Raw genomic sequence first — 15,960 nt, forward strand, 5'->3', positions numbered from 1 at the left:
AGCCTGTCATGTGGGATTCCGCACAACCCTACGGCCTTTTCCTCAACGTCGAGAACCCCCGACGGCGACACGCGCGCGATGCGCTGACGCAAACGGTGCGTAACGCGCCGGCCGCGCGAACGTTCGGCTACCACGAGGTGTGGCTCGCCGAGCATAACTACAGGTCGTACGCGAACAGCAACGCGCTGGCGCTGCTGTTCGCGCCCACATCGCGGCTCGTTTCCGTTGCCATATCGGGCCGCGGAGATATTGTCGGCGCACGAGAATCGCGTGCGCGGATGCACGAAGTGTTCGCGTTGATACGACATGGTGTTTTCCAACTCATTCGTACCGGCCATAGCAGCATTAAGACATGAGGCGTCGACGTAACAGCGCCACTGACAGGAAGAACGGCAACACCGTGCAAATGCAGAGAGCGCCAATATGGAGGGCAACATAGCTGACCGGGCGTCCGAGCATCGGGGGACGGATAAGGTCGACGGAATGTGCCAGCGGTAAGAAACGCGCTACGTCACAAAAAACGGCAGGTAGCTTACTGATCGGGAAGATCACGCCGCTCAGGAGCACCATGGGCGTGAGAACGAGCGTTTGATAGAACACGAAGTAATCGTGACTGGGTGCAAGCGCCGCGAGGATCATCGCCAGACTTGCGAAGGCGAGGCCAGTCAGGGCGATGGCAGGCGATGCGTAGAGCATGGATGACCACGCTGCATAACCCAGCACGGTGGCTACCGCCATGACGGCAATGCCGGCAAAAAAGGCCTTGGTGGCGGCCCATGCCAGTTCACCGAGAACGATATCGCCGAGCGTGAGCTGTGTACAGAGGATCGCTTCCCACATGCGCTGAACATGCATGCGAGAGAAAGCTGCGTAAATCGTTTCGAAGGTCGCGGAGGTCATTGCGCTCGTCGCGACCATACCCGCCGCGAGAAACGCGATATAAGGTGCGCCATCGACCCGACCTACCATTATCCCGAAACCAAAGCCGAGACCGAACAGATAAATCATAGGATCGGCAAGGTTACCGAGAATCGAGGCAAACGCGACTTTTTTCCATGCCAGATAGTTGTGGCGCCACACTGCAACCCAGTTCCACACGTTCGCGGGCAGGGCCGCTGCATAAAACTCTCTCATCGTTCACTCCTTCATCCCGCGCCCGGTTAGCTGCAAAAAGACATCCTCGAGATTCGCTGGACGCTGTAAAAGGCGCAGCGCCGTTTGCCCGCGTAACTGTATGCGCACCCGTTCCGGATCGGACACATAGCAGAAGAGGGTCTCACCACTGACCTCGATACGCTGCGCGTGCGGCGCGATCAATGTGCGCAGCTCATGCGGATTGCCGCCGTGGATCTCGACCACGTGGCTCCCGATCTGTTCTGCGATTAGCGCGCGGGGCCCGCCTTCGGCGATCTTTCGACCCTCCTCCAGCACACACAGTCGGTCGCACAACCGCTCGGCCTCTTCCATGAAATGGGTGGTTAAGAGGATCGTGGTGCCGCGCACCAGCAGGGAACGCAGCCGTTCCCAGATCAGGTGGCGAGCATGCGGGTCGAGACCCGTTGTGGGCTCGTCCATGACCAACAACTGTGGATCGTTGATCAACGCGCGAGCCAGCATCAGCCGCCGCTTCATGCCGCCGGATAGCTCGGTGACGCGCGCATCAACCTTGCTTTCCAGGCGGGCGAATTCGAGCAGCGATGGTACGACCACTTCAATTTCACGTGTGCTCATGCCAAAGTAGCGGCCAAACACCAGAAGGTTCTCGCGCACGGTGAACCCGGGCTCGAGGTTGTCGAATTGCGGCACTACGCCAATGCGCATACGTGCCGCGCGAGCGCGAGCCGGCACTGGCTCCCCGAGCACGATGATCTTGCCTGCGTCGGGCGGCGCCATGCCGAGAACCATACGCACCGTCGTGCTCTTGCCCGCGCCATTTGGCCCTAACAGACCGAAGCACTCTCCAGGCGCGACGCTGAACGATAATCCGTCGACTACGATCTTGCTGCCATATGACTTCCTTACGCTAGCGAAGCTGATTGCTGCTTTGGACATGGGGATAAGAAGGAAAAATTACGCGCTCGTCTTGGAGAAAAGAAGCCGTTCTGCTGCCGCAGCCCGATTGAAAACGCCCTAGCCGATAGAAGATCCTTGCCTACCATGCGGAAGAGTTACTCACAAGGAAGTACCAGGATTCCGGTGAATGCACTCGCGTTGGGAAGGCGCCAATTGAGCCATTGCGTGAGACGATCGCACTCAAGCGGATGCCTACCGATGGTGGGCGGTTCTCGGTTGGCGCAAGGTTCGAGGTCCTATATGTCGATGAACTAATTGCCATCGAATGCCTCGTCAGACGTTGCTAACGTTGAGGACTCACACGCGTTATCCGGTCGACGGTGCGGAGTCGCAACTCTTGACGCTGAAGTCACGTTCGGCTTAGTAACCGGATCAGGAGTATCGGGCTGTTTTTCACGAACGTTCGATACGTTGCCTGCAGAGCCACGGGACAGCCAATCGCTATTGCTCAATGTACATAGCGCATAGACTTTCAGCGGGAGCAACAGAAAGAGGTTAATGGGTGTGTGAAGAGAAAAGCCAAGAAATCGAACCTGGCGAGCGCGAACCGATGCCACGCTACAGCGGATCATGGTCGATGATGCGATTATCAGGGCAGTCCACCACGGCACTGTCGCTGTCAATGCGAACTGCGCGAGCCCCGCTAGAAGCGATAAGGCGAGAAATAGCGAGCCCAGATTCAGTCCGATCACGTCCAGCGTAAGGTAGCGATCGAGACAGGGCAGCAGGCGCAGCGAAAGCAGCGTGTCCCGATAAGTACTGCGCGCCCAGCGCAGTTGTTGGCGCAGATACGCCCCAAGTCTGTCCGGAACGACTGTCGCGGCAATGGCGTCCGGAACGTACTCGGTCCGATAACCTGCGGTCAGCATGAGAATCGTGAGATGGCGGTCCTCGCCGAAGTCGCTCGGCTTCCCGCGAAAAAACTGTGTCTCGTACTGATCTAGCAGCATAAGGAGCGCGGACCGGCGGTACATGGCACATGGACCGGAGCAGCACATAACAGCGCCGAAGCGAGCCTGTGCGGCGCGCTCTTCGTTGCAAGCCAACCAGTACTCCATATCGATCAAGCGGGTCAACCAGGTGTCGCTCCGGTTGCTGGCAGTCAACTGCCCCATGGCGGCGCCTATCGTCGCGTCTCGCATTGTCAATACGAGCTTCTTGACGACATCGGGCGCCAGCGTCGTGTCGGAGTCGACGTTGAGTACCAGTTCCCCGGATGAAGAGTGTATCGCGGCGATCTGTGCCTTTCGCTTTCCCATATTTTGGGGAAGCGTAATGAAGTTGAATCTCGGGTCGCGTGTGTACGCGTCGTATGCCGGCCTCACGGCGTCGAGATTCGCAGAACCATCATCAACCACATAGACCCGCAGTTTTCCGGCGTAGTCCTGGTTTGCAATGGACTCCAGGCACGCAGAGAGCGTGCTCGGTTGCTCGTTAAAGCACGGCACGATGACGTCCACGTCCGGCAGAAAGTTGGAGTCGGCGGCATTGGGCGACTCCGGCCGATCACTCGTCGGTAGGCCATGGAGGGCCTGTGCGCTTTTGTAAATAGTCGAGAGTAGTGCATACAACAAAACCGGGGCAGTGCTGATTGTGGCAAGGGCATTCATAGATGTCGGTTTGTTCAGTGTGGTTGGGGTAGCTAGCTGATTACAAATCCGCAGTCATGCAGTGCTGGAATCAGGCGGGAAAGCGCCATGAGGGTCCGGTCGCGCAGCCCAGCATGACAGCACCTTCTGACTCGCCGGGAGGACATCCGTCGTGCAAGAGCACAATTGCGCCAGGCCGGACCGAGGCCAGCACTGTGCTGACAATCGCATCGACGCCGGGCGAGACCAGTCACGCGAGTCTTGCGACTAGTCAAGAGCCGGCAGCCCCGCCTTTGTCGCTTCAGCGACCACTTCGTCCGTCCATGTTCCGTAGGAGGCATGCATATGCCAAACTGTGGCCTGGGGACACGCCATCCGGATGCTCCATTTCAAGTCCAATATTTCGCGTCGTACTTCATCAAGTTCGCATCTGCACAAATCCAGATGAGTCATCTTGTGATTGGCAATCTGGTGTCCCTCGGCGATCGTTCGCTGGATCAGCCCCGTCTTGCTCAATTGTCCAGTTAGCACTTCGCTCCACGGCCGATCGTCCAATCCGGAAGGCCCCGCGACAGGCACTGTTTCGCTATGCGTAGCTGGCGTGTCGAGAGAGACACATTCAGAAGTGTGGGAATCGTGGAGGCATAGCTAAAGCTTGTCGTACTGCTCAAGTTTATAGACACGAGTACACAATCAATTAATCTCGATTTCAACTTTCGTTACGACCGGTTCCACTGTGCAACACAAAAACAAATTTGTGAAATCGATTGTGTTGATGCTTTGCATCTATAACGTGGATACGTTGAAAAGTGCTTTTGAATTGAGCGCCCCCGGTCGCGCATCGAGGACGGGTCGTTATGCTGCCAGATTTTGCTTGCCCTCAGGGCGGATTCAGTCCTGAAGAAGCTTGATCGGCGACACCTGACCAAGCGTGGAGTGGCGACGGCTCCGGTTATAGGAGCCATAAACACAACACCCACATTACCGAGTCACGAGAAGTCCCTATCGCTGGCATCCGTGGTTCGGTCGAATTGCCTGGATTGCAACTTGATGGAGAAGAATCGCGAGATCATTCTGCGATGTGCACTTGACCCACTCGAGGCAGCGCATGTATCGGAGATGCCGCAGTAAATGTTTGATGCAGTTTCTTGCCGTCTGCCTATATCGTAAGCATTCCAAATCGTTGGCTACGAGCCGCTGCGCAAACTGAGGCGCCTGTTGAGCGATAAATCTCTCACCGCACAACTCAATGTGGTACAAACCGAGACCGTCCTCTGTCCTATACAGGAGGAGGCGATGCGACGCGTGCCGAGCACTCAACCGGGCGATCAACCCGATCTGTTTCAGCTTTACCTAGGGACCTCCGAATGGGCGAATGAGATATGCCCGGAACTGGTGTACGGGGGAGTTGAGGCGGGCGATTGAAGGCGGTGGACGTTTTAGCTGAGAATCTGATTGTCGAAGTCGGAAACCAGCAAACAACAAACCATCCACCATGAGCAAGTTTACGGGAAAAAGCGGTTATCGGTCTATCAGAAAGCGGTCTGGGCCTGGACGAATTGGTCCGTCACGGAGCCCGGCAGGTGATTCAACAGGCGATCGAAGCAGAGCTGCAGGCGCTGCTGGAGCGGTTCGAAAACGTCAAGACGTTGCACGGACCACGCGCGGTGGTGCGCAATGGCTATTTGCCGGAGCGCGAGGTATTGACGGCGGCCGGCCCGATTGCGGTGAAGGTCCCCAAGGTTCGCGATCGTTCAGGGTCAGGCGTGAAGTTCAATTCATCGATCGTGCCACCGTATGTGCGCAAGTCGCCGCGTGTGAGTGCCGCGTTGCCGTGGTTTTATCTGAAAGGCTCTCAACGGGCGACATGAGCGAGGCGTTGAGCGTGCTGCTGGGCGAGGATGCGAAGGGTTTGTCGGCGAATGTGGTGAGTCGCCTGAAGGCCCAGTGGGCCGACGAACATACGCACTGGAGCCGGCGTAATCTGTCGAAGTCGCGCTACGTGTACTGGTGGGTCGACGGTATTCACACCGGGCTGCGAAGCGAAAATTCACACGGGCAATGCCTGCTGGTGATCATCGGCGTGAAGCCAGATGGGCGCAAGGAGCGTGTGGTGATCGGCGATGGGTATCGCGAGTCGAAGGCGTCGTGGCAGGAGTTGCTGCTCGACCTGAAATCCCGAGGCGTGCAAGCTGGTCCGCTGCTGGCCATTGGCGATGGCGCGATGGGCTTCTGGGCCGCACTGGAGGAAGTGTTTCCCGCGAGGCGAGGCCAGCGCTGTTGGTTCCACAAAATGGTCAACGTCCTGAACGCGCTGCCGAAATCGCAGCAAGGCAAAGCTAAAGCAGATCTGCAGGCGATATGGATGGCCGCGACGCGCGCCGACGCGCATGCCGCCTTCGATCGGTTCGTGACGGATCGTCTTGCACCGGTTCGCCGTCCCTGGAGGCAATGCCTTCCACAACCAGGTCAGCAGAAACTCGCCGCCTGACGTCACTGTTCATCGACCGCTCATACACCAGACTTGGCCGTATCTCTGGGCGAATCTGCTGCTGGAAGTGCGGCAGCAGACGCTGCGCCTGCTGGTGCAAGTACTGCGGCAACACCGACGCAGACTGGACGTCGCAGCACGGGAACCTCAACATTGGGTGGGACCAGTATCTTCGGGCGCCTCAAAACGGAGTTATTCTATCCCCGTGACTGGCAGGCCATCACCGTCGATCAATGCATCGAAGTCGTTGACTCGCACATCCGCTGGTACACCGCAAAGCGGATCAAGGTCTCGCTCGACTCCCTGAGTCCCGTCGAATACTGGCAGAGTCTTGGATTTGCGGCATAAATCAGTCTAGGGATTGTGCCGCGCCCCCGGCGGGTCAGGTTTCAGTCGGCGTTGACAGCTCTGACAGGACTGCTCTGTTGCGGTCATTGTGGTCGCAAGCTGCACGTTGCCTATTCAGCGCTGAGGGCACCGTCGCGTGCTACAACTCTCAGGGCAGCATCATCAATCATGGCGACCCTCGCTGGATTTCGTTCGGCGCTGTCCGTGTTGATCAACGGGTCACTGAAGAGGCTTTGCGCCAGCTCCAGCCGTTAGGTATTCGTGCATTAATCAAGGCCATTGAACGTGCGTGAAAAGGACGAACGCATGCGGCACGAGGAGCTGGCGCCCGAACAGGCGCGGTATGAAGCTGCGTGTGGGTGTCGGCAATCTGCGCAGGTGCACCTCGTGGAACGGATCGCCGATACGGCCGACGGGCGAACGTAAAAATTGTCGTAACAATGACAAATGTGGTGCGGTTGTCGGCTTTGATTGTCGGTCCAGGTAGACGAAAATCAGCCCAGCCATGCGGGGACTGGCGTATTTACGGACTTCAAACAAGTGGGCATGGATCTCGCAATAACCGACCGTGCGACCACTGCCGGTCGCGAGGAGAGGTATATGTTTGATTGCACGAACGCTTGCCGGCTACGCTGGTCTGCCCACTTTGACATCCGGCAAACAATACCCTTGGCGTCAATCCCCGAAGCGCCAGTTTTGGGCGGGGGATGTCGTGCAGGCGGCGGCCCACTGGAAGTCGAGCTGCGGTTCGGTGGGCGCACCTGGGGCGCCCACAAAGCGTGGCGTATTGACGAAGATGACTTCGGTCGGGATCCCGAGCATCAACCACCAACAGCTGATCAATGCAAACCGGGAGGTAAAGAGGGTTGGCGCGCTCCTGCACAATATTACGTCCGCCTCGAATACCAGCGCCGCGTGGGAGCCTTAACGCAATACGCGTGCGAGGCAAAACAAGGGGGAGCCAGTCTTAGCGCTGAAGAGCGAGATGCTGGACGAGGTGCAGATTCTAGTCGACGTCGCGACGAAGGAAGGCAAGCGCCCGAACACGCCTTCGGACCAGATGCTCGGGAACGAGAAATCCCTCCTCGAAGTGGCGCGGAGGTCAATGCATGTGATCTCGACAACCGGCAACGACCGACTGGGCGGAGAAAGTCAAAGCCCGGCGGGACGCGTCGGCACTCGGTGGGGAAGGCAAGTCTATCCCACGCGCGGCCTGTGGGACATCCACTCGCTCCTATTCACAGAGCGAGTGGACTTCCTTGTCGGCAACACACATGGGAAGTCCTGGAGCGCGACACCGGGACACCTCTCGTGCGGCTTGTGTTTCCTATACGCGACTGTCACAACTACCACCGCTACGCGGCATGGTGTACGCCGGCGGATTACGAATTCTTTGGGCGCTGCTCGATAATTTTTTCGAAAACACCGGACATGACCGCGATATTCATTGCTAAGACCGGCTACTGCTATGACGTGGTTGGCTCAGGGAGGCATGTTTCTCACCTGAGCCGACTTCTGAAACCCGCTCATCGCTCACAAAAGACTTGAAACCCGCACTGGTAGGTTTGTTATGCATTGCAAAGAAGGATTTGGTGAAGCTATTGGACACCACGGTGAGCTTCTACAGGGAGTTTTTGAAAGCGAGGGAGGTCGCATGCGTCGTGGCTTGGTCTCGCTGCCTTGTCCTAACCTAACGTCAAAAGCGAGGTTTCTAGCCAATAGCGACACGCAGATTTCTGTTAGTCCACAACACTGCGAAAAAGCGAAACGCGCCGCCGAGCTTACGCTCAAGACGTTTGCACAAACGGGAGTCGGTGGACATGTAACAATTAATAGCAACATCGCCATTGGGCGCGGCATGGGATCATCTACTGCTGACGTTTTGGCTACCATCTTGGCCGTGCTGGACTGCTTGAACATCCAAGCACCAATTGATCGTGTAATGCAGATTGCCGTGGATGCCGAGACGGCATGTGATTCCACGCTGTTCTCTCAGAATGCCGTGCTCTTTGCCCAACGCGAGGGGCTGATAATTGAAGCCTTTACAAAGTCACTGCCACATATTGACTTCATTAGCATCGATGCAGCAACGGTGGAGTCCGTCGACACTCTCACATTAAAGCCTGCTGAGTATAGCCACGTAGAGATCGAAATGTTTCGTTCCATGCGGGCTCTCCTGCGCCAAGCGTTTAACACTTCCAATCTTAACTTGCTGGGTCGGGTTGCTACGGCGAGCGCCCGAATCAACGAAAGATTTTTGCGAAAACTGCACTTGGATCGCATTGAAGGAATCGGCGTCCGGCACGGCGCGATCGGTGTCCAGGTTGCCCACAGTGGAACTGTCGTTGGTTTGATGTTTGACCCAGTTGACGACAGAACCGCAGCTCGTATAGAGCTGGCTACGCATGATTTAAGACGTTTAGGTTTTGAGCAGTCTATCGTACACTCAACCAGTTCGTGGAAAACAAATGTTTAATCGAATACTAATGCGAAATTTAGAGGATTTTGAAAATCCTCGAATCGTCGAATTGGCTGACGATTTCTATGGAGCCAGCTTCTTCCTTATGAAGCTCCTACCGGCACGATTTATGTTGGAGCGGGCTTCCGAACAAGGCTTGTTAAGCCCCGGATCGACTATCTGTGAGTCTTCGTCTGGCACTTTTGGTCTTGCCTTGGCCATGCTTTCCGTACAATATGGATACAAGCTAATACTCGTGAGTGACTGGGCGCTCGACCGGCATCTTCATAAAAGACTTGTAGAGCTGGGAGCGCAGGTCGAAATTGTCGACGGGCCTGCGCGCGTCGGCGGACTTCAGCAAGCGCGGTTAAACAGGCTCGCCAAATTCCTAGACGAGGTACCTGGAAGCTATTGGCCCTCGCAGTACTCCAATACGGATAATCCGCTTTCGTACGGAAAATTTGCGGAGGTCTTAATCCAAAGGATTGGAAAGATCGATTGTTTGGTGGGCCCTGTTGGATCAGGCGGGTCGATGTGCGGTACGACCACGCTTCTTCGGACACTGTTTCCTGAGTTGCATGCGGTTGGTGTCGATACCCCGAATTCTGTCCTGTTTGGGCAACATAGCGGAAAGCCGATACCCCTCAGCGGCCTGGGCGGCGCGTTTGTGCCCTCCAATGTAGATCACACGCAGTTTGACGAAGTTCACTGGCTAACGCCTGTCGAGGTGTTCCATTCAACTCAGCGATTGCATCGGCATCACGGATTGTTTATGGGACCAACTAGTGGTGCGGCATATAGAGTGGCCGACTGGTGGTCAAGAAAAAACCGCGGAAAGAAGGTCGTCGCGATTTTCCCCGATGAGGGCCACCGTTACGTCGAGACGGTGTATGACGAAAACTGGCTTTCATCCGTGCCTGGATGGCCTGCATCGGTACCCTGCGAACCAGTGGCCGTGGAAGCGCCCACGCAACAGATGACCGTGTGGTCTACCTATGCCTGGCGCAGGCGCACGCTCGACCAAGTCCTTTCAAGCCTCATCCATCAGCCGCCCGCGAGTTTGCATGCATCGCCGCATCAACTGGCCGACCCGGTCTCGCCTGAGCGCAACCTGAATGCAGAAAACAAAAGGCCTACCGTTATCCAAGAGACGCGAGACGCAAGGCTAATATTCTTGTCCCGCTTCGATAGCGCGTCCGTTGCCCACCTCCAGTTGAAGCCTGAGCAGACGCAGTTCGTGGATCCGTTGTATACGGTGTTTCATGAGCTTCAAAGTAGTTCTCTTCACGAGAATGAGCACCCGTGCTCGCTTGCGGTTGGAGATCAGATCGTTGGCTTCTTTGTACTTCGTGAGAAGGCGGCCTTGCCGGAGTGGGCGCCGTTGGACGCTATCACTGTGCATAGCTTCCGTATTGGCCGATCATATCAGGGCAATAGTTATGGTAAGGCGACATCTGGATTGATAGCTAATTGGGTTCTATCGAATCGACAAGATGCCAATCGTCTTATGCTCGCTGTCAATCGGCGCAACGCCATAGCTAGGCGAACCTATCTGAATTCAGGTTTTCAAGAAACCGGCGTTAACCATTGCGGACCCACCGGACGTCAAGATATTTTGGAATACAAACTGAAAGGCTAGTTCAAAAATGCCGCTCGGTTCGGCCTCAGATGTTCCACCGGACGAGAGAGGCTCGGCGTTTGAACGTATGCACCTCAGTTGGCTTGCAATTCCCCACTTCGGTTCGGCGTGAATTCATAACCCATTTGAGTATCGGTAAGGCGCTGCATGCCGCGCAACATGACAGTATTACCCGGAGGTGGATCGCTGGCGCGAGCCAGACAGCCACCAGGCCGGGCAACCTTAATGAGCTTGCGCCGTAGCGGTGGCGCCTGCGCAACAAGCGGCAGATCTGGGACGAGGCGCTCGAGCAATTCCATTTCGGTTGATGTCAACGCCGCCTCTGGAGGAGCTTGCGGCGCACAACGGCTGATCATGGTCAGCCGTTGTGCGCCCGCTCAGGATGCAAAACACAGAGATCAAGTTCGCTAGCCGATCAGCTGTGCGCAGCTTCGAGTCCTCGGCCTTGCATCCGGACTTGAGGATTTTGTGGAACGTTTCGATTTTCCAGCGCGTTGCGCACCAGTCCAGCTTCTCGATTGCTTCGGCACGTGATCGGACCGAGAGGTTGGTCAGCAGCTTCCTCCGATTCCGGAACGCCCGGGCGGCACATCACGCTCATGCGCGTGAATTACCTGTCAACGCCGACTGAAATCTGACCGTAAGGGGGTGCGGCTAAATTCTTGGACTGATTTATGCCGCGATTCCAAGACTTTGCCGGTATTCGATCGGACTAAGAGAGCCGAGCGAGACCTTGATCCGCGTTGCGTTGTACCACCGGATGTAGGAGTCGAGAGCCTCGATAAATTCGTCAACGGTCGAAGCTCGCCAGTCACGAGGATAGAACATTTCCGTCTTGAGTCGCCCGAAGAAACCTTCACAGGCTGCGTTATCAGGCGAGCATCCTTTGCGTGACATCGACCGAATCAACCTGGCATCGCTCATTCGCGATAGCCATCCCGGCCAGCGATAATGGGCACCGCGGTCGGAGTGCACTACGGGTCGCTCATCGCAATTAGCCACCGATTCGATCGCTGAATCCAGCATAGTATTGACGAGTTCAGCATCTGGCCGCGTGCTGATTGACCAGCTAACAACGAGACCGTCGAAGCAGTCGATCACCGGCGACAAATAGACCTTGCCTGCCGGGATCTGGAATTCGGAAATGTCGGTCAGCCATTTCTGATTCGGGGCGGCTGCACGGAAATCTCGATTGATAAGATTCTCCGGCGCAGGGCTTATTTCGCCACGGTAGGAGCCGTAGCGACGTCGTCTGGTCGTGGCTGCGATCAGACCTTCTTGTCGCATCAAGCGTCGCACCACTTTCTCCGAGATGAGCAGTTGGTGCGTTATCAAGGCTGCGCTGATTCGACGATAGCCGTAACAGCGGTGATTGCGCTCGAAGATGTCTTCGATGACGCGACGCGCACTCGCATGCCTGTCAGCGACGAGCCGACGTGCACGGTGATAGAAGTAGGAACTGCGAGCAAGCCCCAAGACGGCTAACAATTCCGGCAAAGAATAGGTTTGTTTCAGGGCATCAACCAGCATCGTCTTCTCCTGGTTGCTCAGGAGTTGCAGGTCGATGCCCATGCTTTTTTTACCAGTTCGTTCGCCTTCTTGAGGATGTCGCGCTCGAGCTCCAACTTCCGTATGTCGCGTCGAAGCGATTCGACCTGCTGCTCCAGCTCCTCACGTTCATGATCCGGCGCTGGCTTCTTCTGGCGTTTCATAGATGCTGGGACCTCTCGACCGAGTAGCTGGTTCTTCCAGTTGTACAGCATCGGCCTGCTTACGCCCGCTTTCTCGGCGACCACGCGTGCGCTTTCCTCTCTCGTGCACAGCTCGATGACTGCCGCCTGCCTGGCCTCCCGCGAAGCCGGAACGCTGCCAGCCACCCTGCCGACAACGCGCTTGCCAAGCTTGGGGCACCGTTCTTCAATCCAGGCCGCGAGCGTTCCGCGACTCGGATAGCCCAAAGCCCTCAACGTAGCAGCGGCACATCGGTCATGGCTTAAATAGTGGTCAACGGCAGCTTGTTTCTGTTCGTCCGAATACCTTGGCGTCGCGCGAACATAGCCAATCCGTAGATCATGACACTCCTCGTATTCGCGATGCCAGGCTTTCAAGGCATTCTTTGTCGGGTAACCCAGCCGTCTGATGGTCGCCTTGATGCGCTTTCCCAACTCTAGGTAAAGCCGGACCGCTCGAAGACGGTCTTCGTACGAGTACATGAACTACCTCCAGGTAGTCCAAGTTTCTGTCCGCACCCCCACGGGTCATTTTTATATCGGCGCTAACAAGCAGGCGCGACTCGCTGGTATCGCAAGATCGAGCGTGTATTACCGGGCGCAACCGGTGAGCGAGGCAGACCAGTTGCTGATGCGCCGGATCGATGAACTGCACATGGAGTTTCCGTTTGCCGGAGCGCGGATGCTGGCGCGACTGCTGCGTCGCGAGGCACACGAGATTGGCCGCAGGCGCGTGCGCACGCTGATGAAGCGCATGGGTATCGAGGCGCTGTATTGCAAGCCGAACACGAGCCGACGCAATGCTCAGCACAAGATCTGGCCGTATCTGCCGCGGGGCATGACGATCAATAGGGCAAACCAGGTCTGGGCACTGGATACGAGTTTTATCCCAATGGCGCGCGGCTTCGTGTATCTGACCGCCGTGGTGGACTGGGCCAGCAGGAAGGTACTGGCCCACCGCGTGGCGATCACGATGGAGGCGATGCACGCTGTCGAGGCGTTGGAAGAAGCGTTCGCAAAGTACGGGCAACCTGAGATCGTCAATACCGACCAGGGCAGCCAGTTCACCGCGACAGTGTTCACCGAGGCCGTGCTCAGCCGCGGCATCCGCTTGTCCATGGACGGCAAAGGTGCCTGGCGAGACAACGTGTTCGTCGAGCGCGTGTGGCGAAGCGTGAAATATGAAGAGGTGTATCTGAAAGCCTATGAATCGGTCGGCCATGCCCGGCGCTCAATCGGCGATTACATCAATCTGTACAACCAGAGACGACCTCGTTCGAGTCTGGATGACCGCACGCCGGATGAGCCATACTTCGCGACGCTGCCTGCGATCAAACTGGCAGCATGACTGCCCCGGACGTTCCCCTTAAAATTCTCAGAAGACTGTCCGAACGAGTGAGGCCACCTCTCATCATCGGTCTTGCGGGCCGTGCGTGCGTCCCGCCAATCAGGAGGGCCGCGTGCGCTTTGCCGTCACATTCGAACGCGCTACACCGAGAACGTCACAGACCTGCTTCACTGGTCGTCCCCCGGCAATGATGGCGAGCGCGCAATCCATTTTTTTCGCAGCCATACTCCACGGCTTCGCGCAGAATCTCCACCTCCATCGTTTTCTATATGGACGCCTCCGGCTTGCCAAGGATGTGTTGCGTTGTTGAACAGATATAGGCTGCGGTTTTATATCCGGCCCATGCAGGTCGATACCCGCTGGCCCCAATGGAATCCGCTGACTCAATCCTCATTTTTGCCACGGACCATGACGTCCGGAAGACGATACAGGTTTGATGAGTCCCGGTCTTACCTGTTTGCCATTGCAACGTTACCTTGCACAACCTTGAGCTTTTGAGTTGAGAATCATGACCTCACGAGACAGGGTACTAGTCAGGCCGCCTCGGCCTGCGGTGGGTAGCTTGCGCTGTAAGCACGGCCGTGAGCCAGTAGAGCCCATATGGTTCGGGCTATCTTGTTCGCCATAGCAACGACTACGACATTGAGCGGACGCCGCATGCTTAACTGCACAGCCCACGACCCCGGGTCTTTTGCATGCTTCATGACGGAGCGCGCACCATGAATCATGAGGGTACGCAGGTATCGGTCACCTCTCTTGCTGATGCCAAGCAGGCGAACCTTTCCCCCGGTCCCGAATTGCGCAGGAACAAGTCCCAGCCACGCAGCAAATTCCCGCCCTGAACGAAAGGCTTTCGGGTCGCCCATAGACGCGACGGCAGCAGTTGCGGTGAGGAACCCTACGCCCGGGATTTCTGCAATTGCTCTACAGGCGGGATTCTCACGTAACCATGCACGGAGCCGCTGCTCGATGACAGCAATCTGCCCGTCGATATCAACCAGCCGTTGCCATTGCTCCCGGAGAGAATCCAACAATACGCGGGGCAGGCGTGAATCGAGGCGCAGAAGGACCTCCGGCATGGCCCGGTTCATTGCTGCGCGCCCAACGCCCATTACTTCGCCGTACTCGCCCAGCAAACCCCTCAGGCAGTTAGACTGGGAGCGCCTGAAGATGACGAGCTGCTGCCGTATCCGATGCAACGCCAGGACGGCCTGCTGGGCTTCAGTCTTAACCGGTACGGCCCTCACACCCGGGTGTTTTGCTGCTGCCCAGATGGCACGCGCGTCGGCTACGTCGTTCTTGTTTCCTGTCACGAAGGCCTTCACAAGCTTGCCGGGCATCAGCTTGACCTCGTGTCCAAGCTCCACGAGTCGACGTGCCCAGTGCTGTGAGCCTCCGCAAGCCTCCATCCCGATAAGGCATCTTTCGCGATTAGCAAAGTGCTCCAGGAAATGGTCACGACGAAGCTGTCTATCGAATACCTCGCCAGTGTCTGCGGCTATCCAGTGAAGCTGGAAAACCCGTTTGGCGATATCTACGCCCACGACTGTCGGTTCCATTTGCGCTCTCCGGTAGAACGAGGCCTCAATTATGCGATGAGGAGGCGTCCATACCATTTTTGCCCAGCAGCCGTTGAAGCTCCCTTACCGGCTTGAGCGCGTCGCTCAGCTCCGAGGCCGGCACGACTTCCTCGCCAGCGCTGACCGCAGATAAGCTGCCGTCCTGGTACAGCTCGCGCCAATGAAACAATTGATGCGGATTCACGCCGTGCTGGCGTGCCACCATCGAGACCGTCTTGCCCGGCTCGAAACTCTCCCGCACCATCGCCAGCTTCTCATCCGCTGGCCACCGCCGCCGGCGCTCCAGCCCAGACAGAATTTCCATCACTTCTTGCTTGTTGTTAGTCAAATCTATGGTCGCCCCCATTTTTACAATGCTGGTTTTCGATGTTGTTTTTGGCTTGCTCAAATCTATTCGGCGTCTCTTGAAGACAAAGCCTTCGCGCCACGATGAGGGTCGCGCCTGACGATCCCTAAAAAACACATCGGCTTCGAAAGCCGCCTTGACTATCGGGGTGGCCGTCAGGCCGGTATGCCGTTTACGTCATCGATTTTCCAGCGATCGCAGAACCAGATGGTTGACTTCGAAGTTGTTTGCTGCGCTCAGCCCGCCGGCAATTGACAGGACGTAGATCCGAATACGGTGTTTCGTGCAGATATCGCCCATGCAATTCTGGCCAGTTTGTTCGCGAGCGCGCATGCGACGACGCTTGAATGTCGTCGGG

The 15,960-nt window shown here is 56.9% G+C and carries 10 protein-coding genes and 6 pseudogenes; 6 read left to right on the forward strand and 10 right to left on the reverse strand.

What is annotated here, in order from left to right:
- Positions 1-8 precede the first annotated feature (8 nt).
- Positions 9-356, forward strand: a complete 348-nt coding sequence (locus F759_RS0128505) for a hypothetical protein (protein WP_027802867.1) — start codon at positions 9-11, stop codon at positions 354-356.
- Here the strand turns inward: F759_RS0128505 and F759_RS0128510 are convergent.
- The 4 genes from F759_RS0128510 to F759_RS44420 form a co-directional block, all read right to left on the reverse strand.
- Positions 346-1,134 carry an ABC transporter permease gene (locus F759_RS0128510; protein ID WP_027802868.1) on the reverse strand — a complete coding sequence of 263 codons (789 nt, stop codon included), beginning with the start codon at positions 1,132-1,134 and terminating at the stop codon, positions 346-348. The two genes, F759_RS0128505 and F759_RS0128510, sit on opposite strands and share 11 nt — an antisense overlap.
- A gap of 3 nt (positions 1,135-1,137) precedes the next feature.
- Complete coding sequence (gene nodI / locus F759_RS0128515; protein ID WP_027802869.1) at positions 1,138-2,052, reverse strand: nodulation factor ABC transporter ATP-binding protein NodI; 915 nt, start codon at positions 2,050-2,052, stop codon at positions 1,138-1,140.
- A gap of 272 nt (positions 2,053-2,324) precedes the next feature.
- Entirely contained in the window at positions 2,325-3,683 is a 1,359-nt protein-coding gene (nodC, locus tag F759_RS0128520; RefSeq protein ID WP_027802870.1) for a chitooligosaccharide synthase NodC, read from the reverse strand.
- A gap of 246 nt (positions 3,684-3,929) precedes the next feature.
- Complete coding sequence (locus tag F759_RS44420; protein ID WP_244438936.1) at positions 3,930-4,115, reverse strand: polysaccharide deacetylase family protein; 186 nt, start codon at positions 4,113-4,115, stop codon at positions 3,930-3,932.
- A gap of 1,042 nt (positions 4,116-5,157) precedes the next feature.
- Between F759_RS44420 and F759_RS38785 the strand changes: the two are divergent.
- The 4 genes and pseudogenes from F759_RS38785 to F759_RS40455 all read left to right on the forward strand — a co-directional run.
- Positions 5,158-6,075 (forward strand): annotated as a pseudogene (locus F759_RS38785) (IS256 family transposase); the annotation flags it as partial.
- 249 nt (positions 6,076-6,324) lie between these two features.
- Positions 6,325-6,501, forward strand: a pseudogene (locus F759_RS0128540) (IS3 family transposase); the annotation flags it as partial.
- A gap of 1,654 nt (positions 6,502-8,155) precedes the next feature.
- On the forward strand, positions 8,156-8,977 hold the full coding sequence (locus F759_RS41410) for a GHMP family kinase ATP-binding protein (protein WP_244438934.1): 822 nt from the start codon (positions 8,156-8,158) through the stop codon (positions 8,975-8,977).
- Positions 8,978-8,987: 10 nt separating this feature from the next.
- Positions 8,988-10,598 (forward strand): pyridoxal-phosphate dependent enzyme, encoded by a 1,611-nt coding sequence (locus tag F759_RS40455; RefSeq protein WP_063829677.1) that lies wholly within the window; start codon positions 8,988-8,990, stop codon positions 10,596-10,598.
- Positions 10,599-10,672: 74 nt separating this feature from the next.
- On the opposite strand, the gene F759_RS41415 is transcribed toward F759_RS40455, so the two are convergent.
- Both F759_RS41415 and F759_RS38800 read right to left on the reverse strand, forming a co-directional pair.
- Complete coding sequence (locus F759_RS41415; RefSeq protein WP_152530725.1) at positions 10,673-10,912, reverse strand: hypothetical protein; 240 nt, start codon at positions 10,910-10,912, stop codon at positions 10,673-10,675.
- 358 nt (positions 10,913-11,270) lie between these two features.
- A protein-coding gene (locus F759_RS38800; RefSeq protein WP_152530726.1) for an IS3 family transposase occupies positions 11,271-12,811 on the reverse strand; the annotation gives its coding sequence in 2 pieces (ribosomal slippage) (positions 11,271-12,172 and positions 12,172-12,811; 1,542 coding nt in all).
- 67 nt (positions 12,812-12,878) lie between these two features.
- On the opposite strand from F759_RS38800, the pseudogene F759_RS0128565 reads away from it, so the two are divergent.
- Positions 12,879-13,676 (forward strand): annotated as a pseudogene (locus F759_RS0128565) (IS3 family transposase); the annotation flags it as partial.
- A 62-nt stretch (positions 13,677-13,738) separates the two neighbouring features.
- Here F759_RS0128565 and F759_RS41420 read toward each other — a convergent pair.
- From F759_RS41420 to F759_RS42430, 4 genes and pseudogenes are all read right to left on the reverse strand, one after another.
- A pseudogene (locus tag F759_RS41420) lies at positions 13,739-13,941 on the reverse strand (IS3 family transposase); the annotation flags it as partial.
- Positions 13,942-14,209: 268 nt separating this feature from the next.
- Positions 14,210-15,235: an IS110 family RNA-guided transposase gene (locus tag F759_RS0128570; protein ID WP_027802875.1), complete on the reverse strand. Its 1,026-nt coding sequence runs from the start codon at positions 15,233-15,235 to the stop codon at positions 14,210-14,212.
- Positions 15,236-15,281: 46 nt separating this feature from the next.
- A pseudogene (locus F759_RS38805) lies at positions 15,282-15,560 on the reverse strand (transposase); the annotation flags it as partial.
- 278 nt (positions 15,561-15,838) lie between these two features.
- A pseudogene (locus F759_RS42430) lies at positions 15,839-15,960 on the reverse strand (IS110 family transposase); the annotation flags it as partial.

The sequence above is a fragment of the Paraburkholderia dilworthii genome, assembly GCF_000472525.1.
Classification (GTDB): Bacteria; Pseudomonadota; Gammaproteobacteria; order Burkholderiales; family Burkholderiaceae; genus Paraburkholderia; species Paraburkholderia dilworthii.

What these genes read in the sequence shown, in the direction of transcription:
- F759_RS0128510 (WP_027802868.1), bottom strand. Translation starts at nt 1,134, where the DNA reads ATGAGAGAGTTTTATGCAGCGGCCCTGCCCGCGAACGTGTGGAACTGG.
- F759_RS0128505 (WP_027802867.1), top strand. Translation starts at nt 9, where the DNA reads ATGTGGGATTCCGCACAACCCTACGGCCTTTTCCTCAACGTCGAGAAC.
- F759_RS44420 (WP_244438936.1), bottom strand. Translation starts at nt 4,115, where the DNA reads ATGACTCATCTGGATTTGTGCAGATGCGAACTTGATGAAGTACGACGC.
- nodC (WP_027802870.1), bottom strand. Translation starts at nt 3,683, where the DNA reads ATGAATGCCCTTGCCACAATCAGCACTGCCCCGGTTTTGTTGTATGCA.
- nodI (WP_027802869.1), bottom strand. Translation starts at nt 2,052, where the DNA reads ATGTCCAAAGCAGCAATCAGCTTCGCTAGCGTAAGGAAGTCATATGGC.
- F759_RS41410 (WP_244438934.1), top strand. Translation starts at nt 8,156, where the DNA reads ATGCGTCGTGGCTTGGTCTCGCTGCCTTGTCCTAACCTAACGTCAAAA.
- F759_RS40455 (WP_063829677.1), top strand. Translation starts at nt 8,988, where the DNA reads ATGCGAAATTTAGAGGATTTTGAAAATCCTCGAATCGTCGAATTGGCT.
- F759_RS0128570 (WP_027802875.1), bottom strand. Translation starts at nt 15,235, where the DNA reads ATGGAACCGACAGTCGTGGGCGTAGATATCGCCAAACGGGTTTTCCAG.